The 14,309-nt window shown below is 72.0% G+C and carries 9 protein-coding genes; 8 read left to right on the plus strand and 1 reads right to left on the minus strand.

What is annotated here, in order from left to right:
- Positions 1-45: 45 nt before the first annotated feature.
- The 6 genes from ABWI07_RS00120 to ABWI07_RS00145 all read left to right on the plus strand — a co-directional run bounded on the left by ABWI07_RS00120 (position 46) and on the right by ABWI07_RS00145 (position 6,409).
- A complete protein-coding gene (locus ABWI07_RS00120) occupies positions 46-681 on the plus strand; it encodes an HAD family hydrolase (RefSeq protein ID WP_235036768.1) in 636 nt (211 codons plus the stop codon).
- A gap of 25 nt (positions 682-706) precedes the next feature.
- Positions 707-1,216: a DUF6912 family protein gene (locus tag ABWI07_RS00125; protein WP_149259566.1), complete on the plus strand. Its 510-nt coding sequence runs from the start codon at positions 707-709 to the stop codon at positions 1,214-1,216.
- A gap of 67 nt (positions 1,217-1,283) precedes the next feature.
- Positions 1,284-2,909, plus strand: coding sequence for an L-glutamate gamma-semialdehyde dehydrogenase (gene pruA, locus ABWI07_RS00130; RefSeq protein WP_353817193.1), 1,626 nt, complete (start codon positions 1,284-1,286; stop codon positions 2,907-2,909).
- Between the two features lie 113 nt (positions 2,910-3,022).
- On the plus strand, positions 3,023-3,733 hold the full coding sequence (locus ABWI07_RS00135) for an HAD family hydrolase (RefSeq protein WP_149259197.1): 711 nt from the start codon (positions 3,023-3,025) through the stop codon (positions 3,731-3,733).
- 112 nt (positions 3,734-3,845) lie between these two features.
- Positions 3,846-4,160, plus strand: coding sequence for a hypothetical protein (locus tag ABWI07_RS00140; RefSeq protein ID WP_353817194.1), 315 nt, complete (start codon positions 3,846-3,848; stop codon positions 4,158-4,160).
- Between the two features lie 293 nt (positions 4,161-4,453).
- Positions 4,454-6,409: an acetoacetate--CoA ligase gene (locus ABWI07_RS00145; RefSeq protein ID WP_149259199.1), complete on the plus strand. Its 1,956-nt coding sequence runs from the start codon at positions 4,454-4,456 to the stop codon at positions 6,407-6,409.
- 7 nt (positions 6,410-6,416) lie between these two features.
- Here ABWI07_RS00145 and ABWI07_RS00150 read toward each other — a convergent pair whose 3' ends face one another.
- A complete protein-coding gene (locus ABWI07_RS00150) occupies positions 6,417-7,010 on the minus strand; it encodes a hypothetical protein (RefSeq protein ID WP_149259200.1) in 594 nt (197 codons plus the stop codon).
- 444 nt (positions 7,011-7,454) lie between these two features.
- Between ABWI07_RS00150 and ABWI07_RS00155 the strand changes: the two genes are divergently transcribed.
- Positions 7,455-9,065, plus strand: coding sequence for a serine/threonine-protein kinase (locus ABWI07_RS00155; RefSeq protein WP_149259201.1), 1,611 nt, complete (start codon positions 7,455-7,457; stop codon positions 9,063-9,065).
- 180 nt (positions 9,066-9,245) lie between these two features.
- A complete protein-coding gene (locus ABWI07_RS00160) occupies positions 9,246-14,078 on the plus strand; it encodes an NAD-glutamate dehydrogenase (protein WP_353817195.1) in 4,833 nt (1,610 codons plus the stop codon).
- Positions 14,079-14,309 lie beyond the last annotated feature (231 nt).

The raw sequence follows: 14,309 nt of genomic DNA on the forward strand, positions 1-14,309 counted from the left end.
GAACGGGATTCGGTCGATTCGCCGGGGATCGCCTACCATCGGCGCGTGAGCGTCAAAGCTGTGATCATCGACTGGGGCGGCGTCCTCACCTCCCCCTTGGCCGACGCAATCCAGGTCTGGCTCGCCGCAGACCGCATCGACGTCGAGCGCTACAAGACCGTCATGCGCGCCTGGGTGAAGCAGGCCTACGACGGTGCCGGGACGAACCCCATCCACGGCCTGGAGGACGGCTCCCTGCCCACCGCCGAGTTTGAGCGGCTCCTCGCGGCCGAGCTGCTCACCGTCGACGGCGACCCGGTGGAGGCCGCCGGGCTCATCACCCGCATGTTCGGCGCGTTCGCCCCGGTCGAGCCCATGTACGACGCGCTGCGCGCGGTCCGCTCCACCGGCGCCCGCACCGCCCTGCTGTCGAACTCCTGGGGCAACGAGTACCCCCGCGACCTGTTCGCCGAGCTCTTCGACGCGGTCGTCATCTCCTGCGAGGTCGGGATGCGCAAGCCCGACGAGCGGATCTTCCGGCACGCCCTGGACCTGCTCGGCCTGGCCGCCGCCGAGTGCGTCTTCATCGACGACATCGAGCACAACGTCCGCGCCGCCGAGTCGCTCGGCATCCGCGGCATCCTGCACACCGCCCCCGACACCACGATCGCCGAACTGCGCGGAATGGACCTGCTGCCCTGACCGTCTGGCAGACTTGCTGACCGTCATGCGCGTCTACCTGCCGTCCACGCTCACGCTGCTCGCCGGCGTCCACACCGCCCGGGAGATCGGCCCCGCGCCGCTCGCCGCCCACGCGGTCACGCCCGCGCTGCGCGAGTGGTACGCGGGCGGCGACCTGGAGGAGCTGGAGTACGCGGCGATGTCCGCCGCCGCCCGCGCCTCGCTGCGCCTGCTCGCCGCCGACCCGTCCGCCCCGCGCCGCCGCGTCGTGCTCGCCGCCGAGGTCCCCGACGACCAGGTCGCCTGGGCGCGCGGCGACGCGGCCCTCGGCAACGGGGAGCGGGCCCTCGTCGAGCTCGCCGCCCCCGTCCCGTGGAAGCGGATCGCCTCCGGCCATGTGGACGACCCGGACGCCGTCCCCGACATCGCCGCCGCCGTGCAGGCCCTCGCGGCCGCCGACGCCGGCGACGACGACGCCCGCTTCACCGTGGACGGCGCCGAGGGCCACGAGCTCCTCTGGTACGCCACCCAGGAACTCGCCCACCTGCTCGACTAGCGGCCCCGGCGCGGGGTAGGTCCCTCGGCACGTCGGACTATGCCGTCGGATCGCAGGGAGACGTCAGATGGCCGCCGTCACCACCGTGCCGGTTCCGATGAACGAACCGGTCAGGACGTACGCGCCGGGAAGCCCCGAGCGGGCCGCGCTGGAAGCCAGGATCAAGGAGCTGGGCGGCGCGCAGACCGAGCTGACCATGGCGATCGGGGACGAGCGGCGGATGGGGGCGGGCACCCCCGTCGACGTCGTGGAGCCGCACGACCACGGGCACGTCCTCGGCCGGATGGGCGAGGCCACCGAGGCGGACGTCACCGAGGCCATCGCCGCCGCGCGGGAGGCGGCGCCCGCCTGGCGGGCCATGTCCTTCGACGACCGCGCCGCGATCTTCCTGCGCGCCGCCGAGCTGCTCGCCGGGCCGTGGCGGGCCACGCTGAACGCCGCGACGATCCTCGGCCAGTCCAAGTCGGTGCAGCAGGCCGAGATCGACGCCGCCTGCGAGCTGATCGACTTCTGGCGGTTCAACGTCCGGTACGCCCAGCAGGTCCACGAGCAGCAGCCGCTGTCGTCGCCGGGGGTGTGGAACAGGCTGGAGTACCGGCCGCTGGAGGGCTTCGTCCTCGCGATCACCCCGTTCAACTTCACGGCGATCGCCGGAAACCTCCCGACCGCGCCCGCCATCATGGGCAACGTCGTGGTGTGGAAGCCGTCCCCGACGCAGCAGCTCGCCGCCCACCACACGATGCGCCTGCTGGAGGCCGCCGGCCTCCCGCCCGGCGTGATCAACATGGTCACCGGGAACGGCCGCGCCGTCTCCGCGGTGGCGCTGCGCCACCCCGAGCTCGCCGGCCTGCACTTCACCGGCTCGGTCGCCACCTTTCAGCAGCTGTGGCGGACGGTCGGCGAGAACATCGCCGGCTACCGCGGCTACCCCCGGATCGTCGGCGAGACCGGCGGCAAGGACTTCGTCGTCGCGCACCCGTCCGCCGACCCCGCCGTGCTGAAGACGGCGCTCGTCCGCGGCGCCTTCGAGTACCAGGGCCAGAAGTGCTCCGCCGCGTCCCGCGCCTACATCCCGCGCTCCATCTGGGACGGCATGCGCGACGACTTCTGCGCCGAGGTCGACGCCCTCACCATGGGCGACGTCGCCGACCTGTCCAACTTCATGGGCGCCGTCATCGACGACCGCGCCTTCGCCAAGCACCGCCGCGCCATCGAGCGCGCCCGCGGGATCGACACCATGCGGATACTCGCCGGCGGCCAGACGGACGACTCGCGCGGCTACTTCGTGCGCCCCACCGTCCTGGAGTCGTCCGACCCCACCGACGAGATCTTCACCACCGAGTACTTCGGTCCGATCCTCGGCGTCCACGTCTACGACGACGTCGACTACGACAGCGTCCTCACCCAGATGGAGGGCGTCTCGGACTACGGCCTGACCGGCGCCGTCGTCGCCGACGACCGCGCCGCCGTCGCCGAGGCCACCGAGCGCCTCCGCTTCGCCGCCGGGAACTTCTACATCAACGACAAGCCGACCGGCTCGATCGTCGGGCAGCAGCCGTTCGGCGGCGCCCGCGCGTCCGGCACCAACGACAAGGCCGGCTCGATCTTCAACCTCACCCGCTGGACGAGCGTCCGCTCCATCAAGGAGACCTTCGTCCCGCCCACCGACCACCGCTACCCCCATATGGGCTGAGCTCCCCGCCCCTTCACGACCGGTCGAAGCGGTGAGAGGCTTGACGATAGGCTCGCCTCGCCGTCCGAGGGGCGGCGTCTGTGCACACCCCCTGGAGCCGTCATGGGAACGGGATGTCGACGCTGAACCGTCTCGTGCTGTGGAACATCGACCACACCCTGGTCGACGTCGGACGGATCACCCGGGACGCCTATGCCGAGGCGTTCCAACGGATCATCGGGCGGCCGCTGCTGCGCCTTGCGCCCACGCCCGGCCGCACCGAATCCGAGATCATCTTCGAGACCCTCGCGTTCAACGACGTCGTCACCACCGACGACCACCTCCCCGCCTTCTTCGACGCGCTGGCCGAGGCGTTCGCGAGCCGCCGCGCCGACCTGCGCGCGCACGGCCGCGTCCTCGCCGGCGCCCGCGAGGCCGTCGAGGCGCTCGCGCACGTGCCCGGCGTCGTCCAGTCGGTGCTGACCGGATCGCTCCAGCCGAACGCCGTGCTCAAGGTGACCGAGCTGGGCCTCGCCGGCCGCCTCGACCTCGAAGCCGGCGGCTACGAGAACGGCGTCTACAGCAAGGCCGCCCTCCTGGAGCTCGCCCGCACCCGCGCCGGGGAGCGGCACGGCGCCCGCTACCCCGAGTCCGCGACCGTCTACATCGCCGACTCGCCCCGCGACGTCCAGGCCGCGCACATCGCCCGCTCGCCGGTCATCGCCGTCGCCACCGGCAGCGCCACCGAGGCCGAGCTGCGCTCCGCCGGCGCGGACCGGGTCCTGGCGACGCTCGCCGACACGAACGCGGTGGTGAGCGCGGTCGCCGAGCTGACCCGGATGTGAGGCGCCGCGAGAAGACCCCCGGACGGGACGAAGATGTCACCTCGGGAGGGCAGCACGACGGGCACGCCGTCGATAACTTCGGGTAATCACTTGACAACGAGGAGTGATTATCGTGACATGCCGTGCGCTCGCCGTGTCCACCGTCCTCGCCGCGGTCCTCGGCGCCTCCGCGCTCATCCTGACCACGCCCCCGGCCGACCCCGTCCAGGCCGGCGCCGAACGCGCCGGAGAGATCTCCGTGTGCGAGCAGGTGGAGCCGCGGATCCCCCAGGTCCAGGGACGGAACTGCAACCCCGGCCAGTGGGGTCCGGTCTTGGACGTCACCATCGTCGACCGCCGCAACAACGACACCTACCGCTGCCCGACCGGCGCGGCCGAGGGGTCCCTGTGGGTCAGCGGTGAGAACTGCCGCTTCCTGAGGGGCTGATCCCCTCCCTGTGAAACGGCGCTGCGAGGGCGCGTCCACCCCGCGGACCTACATATCGCCGCGCATGGCGGTGTGCCCCGTTCGACCTGCCCGTTCTCCAGGGTGTGTGGGAGAAGAGGATGTGCGGGGCGTTGTCTGTGTGGGAGCGCGGGGTTGCCCGAAGATGCGTTTTGACCTGCGATAGGAGGGGTTGCCGGGCTTGACGGCGGGCACGGCGGGCAAGTTGCACGGTGTGCCGGGCGGGGCCGATATTGGGACGGTCGCGCAGCGTGGCGCGGCGGGGAGGGAGAGGTATGGCCCGGGAGGTATCCGAGGGTTCGGCGCTGTGGGAGCCGTCGGAGGAGGTGGTCGCGAACGCGCGGGTGACGCGGTTCGCCCACTGGCTGGGGGACCGGGGCGTCCTCGCGGAGTCCTACGACGAGCTCTGGCGCTGGTCGGTCACGGAGGTCGACGCGTTCTGGGACGCGATCTGGTCGTACTTCCAGGTCGTGGGCGAGCGCGGCGACGGCCCGGTCCGGACGGGCGGCCCCATGCCGGTCGACGGGCTGAAGTGGTTTCCCGGCGCGACCCTCAACTACGCGGCGAACGCCCTGCGCCGGGCCGAGGGGTCGCCCGACGAGACGGCGGTCGTCTTCCGCTCGGAGGCGGGCGGGCACCGGGTGCTGTCGTACCGCGAGCTGGCACTGCACGTCGCGGAGGTGCGCGCGGGCCTGGCCGGGCTGGGCGTGGGCAAGGGCGACCGGGTCGCCGCCTACATCCCGAACATCCCCGAGGCGCTGATCTGCTTCCTGGCCACGGCGTCGCTCGGGGCGGTGTGGTCGTCGTGCTCGCCCGACTTCGGGTCCTCCTCGGTGATCGACCGGTTCGCGCAGATCGAGCCCAAGGTCCTGATCGCCGTGGACGGCTACGCCTACAACGGCAAGCGGTTCGACCGGCGGGAGGTCGTCGGCGAGATCGAGGCCGCGCTGCCGAGCCTGGCCGCCACCGTCCTCGTCCCGTACCTGGACCCGGCCGCCACCCCCGAGGGCCTGCGCGTCGGCATGCACTACGGCGACCTGCCCCGGGCGGGCCACGACACCCTGGAGTTCGAGGACGTCCCGTTCGACCATCCGCTGTGGGTCGTCTACTCCTCCGGGACGACCGGGCTGCCGAAGCCGATCGTCCACGGCCACGGCGGCGTCGTCCTGGAGCACCTCAAGGCGCTGTCCTTCCACCAGGACCTCGGCCCCGAGGACGTGTTCTTCTGGTACACCACCACCGGCTGGATGATGTGGAACTACCTCATCGGCGGCCTGCTGGTGGGGTCCACCATCGTCATGTACGACGGCGCCCCCCTCGACCTCTGGACGCTCGCCGCGGACACCGGCGTCACCTACATGGGGGTCGGCGCGCCCTACATCACGGCGTCGGCGAAGGAGGGCCGCCGCCCCGGCGAGGAGCTCGACCTGTCCCGGCTGCGCGGCATCGGCTCCACCGGGTCGCCGCTCCCGCCCGAGGGCTTCGCCTGGGTGTACGAGGCGGTCGGCAGCGACCTGCTGCTCGGCTCCTTCTCCGGCGGAACCGACCTGTGCACCGGCTTCGTCGGCCCGTCGCCGCTCCTGCCGCTGCGCGCCGGCGTCATCCAGTGCCGCGGCCTCGGCGCCAAGGTGGAGGCCTACACCGAGGACGGCAAGCCGGTGGTCGACGAGGTGGGCGAGCTGGTCATCACCGAGCCCATGCCGTCCATGCCCGTCTTCTTCTGGAACGACGAGGACGGCGAGCGCTACCGCGGCTCCTACTTCGACATGTTCCCGGGCGTGTGGCGGCACGGCGACTGGATCAAGGTCCTGCCGGACGGCGGCTGCGTGATCTACGGGCGGTCCGACTCCACGCTCAACCGCGGCGGCGTCCGCATGGGCACGTCCGACTTCTACCGCGTCGTCGAGGCGTTCGACGAGATCACCGACAGCCTCGTCATCGACACCGGGCGCCTCGGCCAGGAGGGCCGGCTGCTGCTGTACGTCCAGCTCGCGGAGGGCGCCTCGCTCACCGACGAGCTGGTGGCGGAGCTGCGCAGGCGGATCCGGTCCGCGCTGTCGCCCCGGCACGTCCCGGACGAGATCACCGCCGTGCCCGGCATCCCGCGCACGCTGTCCGGCAAGAAGCTGGAGGTCCCCGTCCGCAAGATCCTCCAGGGGACCCCGGTCGACAAGGCCGCCAACCGCGACTCCATGGCGAACCCCGAGGTCCTGACCCACTTCACCCCGTAGCCCGGCTTCACCCCTTGGCCGCGGCGTAGGCGAGGACGTCGCGCCGCCGGTAGAGCCGGCGGACGCGGCCTCCTCCCAGCGGCTCCACCCTGGCGGGCTCCGGCCAGCCGGCGGGCGGGCGCCTGGCGTAGACGGTGACGCTCGTCTGCGCCAGGCCGAGGATGCGGGCGGCCTCCGCCAGGGTGACGAGGTCGTCGGGCCCCTCCTCGGCCGGGCGCTCGACGAGGGCGCGGTACCAGGCGGTCCAGGCGGCCTCGTCCCAGTACAGGGCCTTGCCGGCGCGGTGCGCCGGTTCGGGGTGGCCGTTGGACGCGCGGTCCGCCCAGAGCTGCTTGAGGCGGTGGCGGCTGAGGCCGTGGCGCGCCGCCAGCTCGTCGCGGGTGGCGAGGCCGGCCGGGACGTCCCGGGAGCGGTGCGCCTCGTACCAGCGGTCCCACTCGTCGGCGTCCCACGCGAGCTGGGAACCGACCGTCCCCACCGCCTCGGGATGGCCGTTGGCGGCGCGCTCGCGGTACCACTTCTCCAGGGTGCTGCGGCCGAGCCCGTGCTCGTCCATGAGTTCGGCGCGCGTGCGGACGCGGCGGCCGTCGAGTGTCGCCATGTGCCCAGTGTCCCGCGCGTGGCGCCGTTTCCGCTGTGCGCCTCCGCCGCCGGTGCGACACTGCTCTGCAACGACGACACTGCTCTGTAACGACACCGCTCCGGAGTGACACTTCCTTCCGGAGAGACGCTGCTATCGATAGTGACGCTGCTTTCTGTAGTGGCACGAGCTTCCGCAGTGACACGACGGCTGTAGTCCCCCGGCTACCCATGGTGAGTCGGGCTTCCGGAGTGACATCTGGCGCGTCCTGGGCACAGGTGGATGTGACGCCATTAGGGTGGTAGCCGACCCAAAGCTGGCCACCGGGGGCGATGGACCAGTTCGCTCCGAATGGTCGCGGGATCGGGTGAACTTGCCTCGTGTCTCGCGCGTCACACAGTCGGAGGGGTGATCCGGGTCGGGGCTCGCTCGATCTGTCGATCAAGGAGAGGGACGGTTCCACGCATGGAGGTTGGGGCGCTGCGGTCCGGAGACCCGGACCGGCTGGGGACGTACGCCCTGATCGGCCGAGTGGGCGAGGGCGGCCAGGGCACGGTGTTCCTCGGCGTGGCCGAGGACGGCCGGCAGGTCGCGATCAAGCTGCTGCACGCCGAACTGACGTCCGACGACAAGGCGCTCGCCCGGTTCCTGCGCGAGCTGGAGGTCGCCAAGCAGGTGGCGCCGTTCTGCACGGCGCAGGTGATCGACGCCGACGCGACCGGTGACCGCCCCTACATCGTCAGCGAGTACGTGCCGGGCCCGTCGCTGAACCAGCAGGTCCTGGCCGACGGTCCGCTCCACGGCGCCGGGCTCGACCGGCTCGCCGTCGGCACCGCGACCGCCCTCGCCGCGATCCACCAGGCGAACATCGTCCACCGCGACTTCAAGCCGCACAACGTGCTGATCGGCCCGGACGGCCCGCGCGTCATCGACTTCGGCGTCGCCCGCGCGCTCAGCGGCGGCACCACCCTCACCAGCCGGGTCATCGGCACCCCGTCCTACATGGCGCCCGAGCAGATCAGCGGCGACGAGGTCGGGACGCCCGCGGACGTGTTCTGCTGGGCGGCCACGCTGGCCTTCGCCGCCACCGGGGCGCCGCCGTTCGGGCAGGACACCATCCCCGCCGTGATCAACCGGATCCTGCACGAGGAGCCCGAGCTCGGCGGCCTGGACGGGCCGCTGCGCGACCTGGTGCTCGACTGCCTGGAGAAGGACCCGTCCCGGCGTCCGGGCGCCCGGCAGGTGCTGATGCGGCTGCTCGGGCACGAGGAGGCGGCGCGTCCCGCCGCCCGCCCCTCCGGCGACACCGACGAGACCGCGATGCTGGCCGCCGGGTCCGTCCTGGCGGCGGAGGGCGGCGACGAGGACGAGGTGTTCGAGCCCGACCCCGTGTTCGCCGACACCCCGGTGTTCGACGACGACCCGGTGTTCGACCGGACCCCGGACTTCGACGACTCCTTCGACGACGCCGCGTTCGGGGCGCCGGGCGCCGGCGGAGACGCGGCGCGGGAGGCCGAGCCGCTGCTCGCCCCCGCCGCGTGGGCCGCCGACGAGACCCTGCCCGGCGACGCCGCCGGCGGGAAGGGCGGCGGGCTGCGGCGCTCGCTCACCGGTTCGGGGCGCTCCGCGGCGCTCGCCGGGGCCGCCGCGCTGCTCGTCGCGGTCATCGTCGTCTCCTCCGTCCTGCTGCTCGGCTCCGACGGCGGCGGCAAGGCGGGCCGCAAGGTCAGCGACCCGAGCGGGCCGCCCACGTCGAGCGACGTCGTGCCGACCACGGAGGCGCCCACCAGCCGGCAGCCCGTACAGGAGGGGCCGCCGACGTCCTACGACCCGACGCCCACCGGCGACCCCACCCCCACCGGCAGCCCGACCCGGAGCGGCACCCCGACCCCGTCCGACTCGCCGACCACGACGCCGCCGACCGACACGCCCACCGACCCGACCGACCCGTCCACCGGCCCCACCGAGACGCCGACCGACACTCCCACCGACCCCGGAGGCGGCGGCACCGACCCCGGGGGCGGCGGCACCGGTACCGGCAGCGGCGCGGGCACCACCGGCCAGGCCGCGGGCTGACGCTCCCTCCGGCACCGAATCACATGATCGGCCCGAGTCGCTTCGGGCACCCTGACAGGGTGGGATAGGCCACGTCGGCCATGCACGGGACCAGGTCGGCTTTGCGGCGATTCCTGGCTACGCTCGTGCAGTGAGCGGCGCCACAACGAGGTGGCGATGGGTCTCAAGGGGAGATTGTCGATGAGCGGCATGCTCGATCAAGCGAAGGACGACCTGCTCCGGCGGGCCGCCGAGACGTGCGCGAGGCGTCCGGAGGCGCGCGGGGACGTGGAGGAGGCCTTCGCCTTCCTCCGCCTCTACTACCGCCAGGTCGCCCGCGAGGACCTGCTGGAGCGGGATCCGGCCGACATCTGCGGGCCCGCGATGGCGCACCGCGCGCTCGGCGAGGAGCGGCCGCAGGGGCGCGCGAAGGTGCGCGTCTTCACGCCGACGCTCCAGGAGGACGGCTGGGACCCGGGCCGCACCGTCGTCCAGGTTGTCACCGACGACATGCCGTTCCTCGTCGACTCGGTCACGATGGAGCTGACCCGCCACCACCTGGCGACCTACATGATCGTCCACCCGCTGCTGGGCGTGGACCGCGACGTCGCGGGCCACCTCAGGGCCTTCCGCGGCAACCACGACAGCGACGCCGACGTCGACGAGTCGTGGATGCACATCGAGGTCGACCGCACCACCGACCAGGTCGTCCTGGACACGCTGGAGAAGGACCTGATCCGCGTCCTGCAGGACGTCCGGGTCGCCGTCGAGGACGAGCCCAAGATGCGCGCCCGCGCCCACGAGGTCGCGACCGCGGTCCAGGAGGTGCCGCCGCCGCTGCCGGCCAAGGAGCTCGCCGAAGGCGTCGAGCTGCTCGACTGGCTGGCCGACGGCCACTTCACGTTCCTCGGGTACCGCGACTACACGCTCACCGGCGACGGGACGGCGCTGCGCCCCGAGCCGGGCACCGGCCTCGGGATCCTGCGCAACGACAAGCGCGAGTCCGACAGCTTCGCCGCGCTGCCGCCGGAGGTCCGCGAGAAGGCGACGGAGAAGCGCCTGCTCGTCCTCACCAAGGCGAACTCCCGCTCCACCGTCCACCGCCCCCTGTACCTGGACTACATCGGGGTGAAGAAGTTCGACGAGTCCGGCGAGGTGATCGGGGAGCGCCGGTTCCTCGGGCTGTTCAGCCACGTCGCCTACAGCGAGTCGATCGCGCACGTCCCCGTGCTGCGGCCCAAGCTCGACGAGGTGCTGGAGCGCGCCGGGTTCGCCCCCGACAGCTACGACGGCCAGGACCTCATCGAGATACTGGAGAGCTACCCGCGCGACGAGCTCTTCCAGATCTCGGTCGACGACCTGCTGAAGATCTCCCTCGGCGTGCTGCGGCTGCGCGAGCGCCGCCAGCTGAAGCTGTTCCTGCGCAAGGACCTGTACGGCCGCTTCATGTCCTGCATGGTCTACCTGCCGCGCGACCGCTACACCACCAAGGTCCGGCTGCGCATCCAGGACCTGCTCAGGGAGGCGTTCGACGGCGTCAGCGTCGACTACAGCGCGAACGTCACCGAGTCGATCCTGGCCCGGCTGCACGTCGTGGTCCGCGGCGAGCGCGGCCGCCCGCTGCCGGACGTCGACGTCGCGGAGCTGGAGGAGCGGCTCGCCCAGGCCACCCGCTCGTGGGAGGACGACCTCGCCGACGCGATCGCCGAGCAGTCCGGGGAGGAACGTTCCGGAACGCTCGGCCGCACCTTCGGGGAGGCGTTCCCCGAGGGCTACAAGGCCGACTTCCCGGCCCGTACCGCCGTCGCCGACCTGCGCCGCCTCGCCGCGCTCGACGAGAGCACCGACACCTCGATCGACCTGTACGCGCCGGACGGCGCCGGGCCCGGCGAGCGGCGGCTGAAGATCTACCGGCTGGGCGAGCCGATCTCGCTGTCGCGGGTGCTGCCGCTGCTGCAGAACATGGGCGTCGAGGTGATCGACGAGCGGCCGTACGAGATCAACCCCTCCGACGGCCGCCGGTTCTGGATCTACGACCTCGGGCTGCGGTACGTGCCGCCCGCGGACGTCCCGGCGGAGGCCGTCAAGGACCTGTTCCAGGACGCCTTCACGATGCTGTGGCGCGGCGGCATCGAGAACGACGGCTTCAACGCGCTCGTCCTGCACGTCGGGCTGACCTGGTGGCAGGCGATGATCCTGCGCGCCTACGCCCTGTACCTGCGGCAGGCGGGCACCACGTTCTCCAAGCGCTACATCGAGCAGGTGCTGCTGCGCAACGCCTCGATCACCCGGCTGATCATCCGGCTGTGGGAGAGCCGGCTCGACCCCTCGCTGCGGGGCGGCGAGGAGGAGCGCAGCGCCGGCATCACCGAGGAGGTCCGCGGCAAGCTGGACGACGTCGCGAGCCTCGACGAGGACCGCATCCTGCGCGCCTACCTGGCGCTCGTCCAGGCGACCCTGCGCACGAACCACTACCAGAACAAGCCGTACCTGGCGATGAAGTTCGACCCGGAGGGCATCCCGGACCTGCCGCAGCCCCGCCCCATGTACGAGATCTTCGTGTACTCGCCGAAGGTCGAGGGCGTGCACCTGCGGTTCGGGTCGGTCGCCCGCGGCGGGCTGCGCTGGTCGGACCGGCGCGAGGACTTCCGCACCGAGATCCTCGGCCTGGCCAAGGCGCAGGCGGTGAAGAACACCGTCATCGTCCCGGCGGGCGCGAAGGGCGGCTTCGTCGGCAAGCAGCTGCCCGACCCGTCCGTCGACCGGGAGGCGTGGCAGAAGGCCGGCATCGCCTGCTACAAGGACTTCATCTCCGGCCTGCTCGACCTGACCGACAACCTCGTCGACGGCAAGGTCGTGCCGCCGCCGAACGTGGTCCGCCACGACGGCGACGACACCTACATGGTCGTCGCCGCCGACAAGGGCACCGCGACGTTCTCCGACATCGCCAACGGCGTCGCCGCCGAGTACGGCTACTGGCTCGGCGACGCGTTCGCCTCCGGCGGCTCGGTCGGCTACGACCACAAGGGCATGGGCATCACCGCCCGCGGCGCCTGGGAGTCGGTGAAGTACCACTTCCGGGCCCTCGGCAAGGACATCCAGAACGAGGACTTCACCGTCGTCGGCATCGGCGACATGTCCGGGGACGTGTTCGGGAACGGGATGCTGCTTTCGGAGCACATCCGGCTCGTCGCCGCGTTCGACCACCGGCACATCTTCCTCGACCCCGACCCGGACGCCGCCGCCTCGTTCGCCGAGCGGCGCCGGCTGTTCGAGCTGCCGCGCAGCAGCTGGGGCGACTACGACACCTCGCTGATCTCCAAGGGCGGCGGCGTGTACCCCCGCAGCGTGAAGTCGATCCAGATCACCCCGCAGGTGCGGGCGGCGCTCGGGCTCGGCGACGGGGTGAAGACCCTGCCGCCCTTCGAGCTGATCCGGGCCATCCTGCGGGCGCCGGTCGACCTGCTGTGGAACGGCGGGATCGGCACCTACGTCAAGTCGTCGCTGGAGAGCAACGCCGATGTCGGCGACAAGGCCAACGACCCCGTCCGCGTGGACGGCGCCGAACTGCACTGCAAGGTCGTCGGCGAGGGAGGCAACCTCGGCGTCACGCAGCTCGGCCGGATCGAGTTCGCCCGCGGCGGCGGCCTGATCAACACCGACTTCATCGACAACTCCGCGGGCGTCGACACCTCCGACCACGAGGTCAACATCAAGATCCTGCTCGACCAGGCGGTGCGGGACGGGGAGTTGGAGGGCAAGCAGCGCGACGGCCTGCTGTACGAGATGACCGACGAGGTGGGGCGGCTCGTCCTGCGCGACAACTACGCGCAGAACGTGGTGCTCGCCGCGTCCCGCGCGCAGGCGTCCGCGATGCTGCACGTCCACGCCCGGTACATGCGCAAGCTGGAGCGCGACGGCCGCCTCAAACGGCGCCTGGAGGCCCTGCCCGACGACAAGGCCCTCGCCGAGCGGCGCCACTCCGGGCACGGCCTGACCAGCCCCGAGTTCTCGGTGCTGGTCGCCTACGCCAAGCTCGCGCTGGACGCCGACCTCGTCGCCTCCGACCTCGCCGACGACCCCTACCTGGAGTCGTGGCTGGTCGACTACTTCCCGACGCCGCTGCGCGAGCGGTTCCGGCCCTTCATGGACCGGCACCCGCTGCGCCGCGAGATCATCACCACCGCCGTGGTGAACGACGTGGTCAACGCGAGCGGCTCCACGTTCGTGTTCCGGATGAACGAGGAGACGGGCGCGTCCTCCTCCGACATCGCCCGCGCCTACCTCGTCGCCCGCGACGTGTTCCAGATGCCGCGCTTCTGGAAGTCGGTCGAGAACCTGTCGCACCAGGTCGAGGAGTCGACGCAGATCGCGATGCTGCTGGAGGCGCGCAAGCTGACCGAGCGTGGCGCCCGCTGGCTGCTGCACAACCGGCGGCCCCCGTTCGACATCCAGGAGACGATCGACTTCTTCACCGGCGGCGCGGCCACCCTGAGCGCGCACCTGTCGAAGCTCCTGGTCGGGCTCGACCTCGCCGCGTTCGAGCAGCGCCGCGACGGCTTCGCCGAGCTGGGCGTCCCGGACGAGCTGGCCGAGCAGTGCGCCACGTTCGTCCCCGCCTACTCCACCTTCGACGTGGTCGGCATCGCGCACGACACGGGACGTCCGGTGGAGGAGGTCGCCGAGATCTACTTCGACCTCGCGGACCGGCTCCAGTTGTCCCGCCTGCGCGAGCGCATCATCGCCCTGCCGCGCGACGACAAGTGGCGCTCGATGGCCCGCTCCGCCCTCCGCGACGACCTGTACGCCGCGCACTCCGCCCTCACCCGGGACGTCCTCATCACCAGCAAGCCGGGCGGCAACCCCGAGGAGCGGATGATCCACTGGGCGGAGAAGAACAGGCCCGCCGTCCAGCGCGCCCAGCAGACCCTCAGCGAGATCTGGGAGAGCGACAGCTTCGACCTCGCGACCCTCTCAGTGGCCCTAGGCGCCATCCGCACCCTCGTCACCTCCAGTTCTCTCCCCTCGGAGTGACCTAGGGGCGAACCGCCGCGTGGCCCGGCCACCCGGACCACGCGGCGGCGAGCCCAGCAGACCAAGCCACCGCAACCGGCTCGCCTGAGAAGACCACCCGGACGCGCTGACCCCAGCCCCCGCCGCAACCACCCGGCGACCTCAAGGGCCGCGATCGCGTCCGAAGGCAGGTTCGAGCCTGCGAGAACCTGATCGCGCAGCGAGCCGCAAGGCGAGACGAAGCGATGCCAG

The organism is Actinomadura sp. NPDC000600 (assembly GCF_040492135.1).
GTDB lineage: Bacteria > Actinomycetota > Actinomycetes > Streptosporangiales > Streptosporangiaceae > Spirillospora.

Bases quoted from the DNA above. Each gene is read 5' to 3' on its own strand.
- ABWI07_RS00160 (WP_353817195.1), top strand. From the start codon at position 9,246: ATGAGCGGCATGCTCGATCAAGCGAAGGACGACCTGCTCCGGCGGGCC.
- ABWI07_RS00155 (WP_149259201.1), top strand. From the start codon at position 7,455: ATGGAGGTTGGGGCGCTGCGGTCCGGAGACCCGGACCGGCTGGGGACG.
- ABWI07_RS00125 (WP_149259566.1), top strand. From the start codon at position 707: ATGCGCGTCTACCTGCCGTCCACGCTCACGCTGCTCGCCGGCGTCCAC.
- ABWI07_RS00150 (WP_149259200.1), bottom strand. From the start codon at position 7,010: ATGGCGACACTCGACGGCCGCCGCGTCCGCACGCGCGCCGAACTCATG.
- ABWI07_RS00135 (WP_149259197.1), top strand. From the start codon at position 3,023: ATGTCGACGCTGAACCGTCTCGTGCTGTGGAACATCGACCACACCCTG.
- ABWI07_RS00145 (WP_149259199.1), top strand. From the start codon at position 4,454: ATGGCCCGGGAGGTATCCGAGGGTTCGGCGCTGTGGGAGCCGTCGGAG.
- pruA (WP_353817193.1), top strand. From the start codon at position 1,284: ATGGCCGCCGTCACCACCGTGCCGGTTCCGATGAACGAACCGGTCAGG.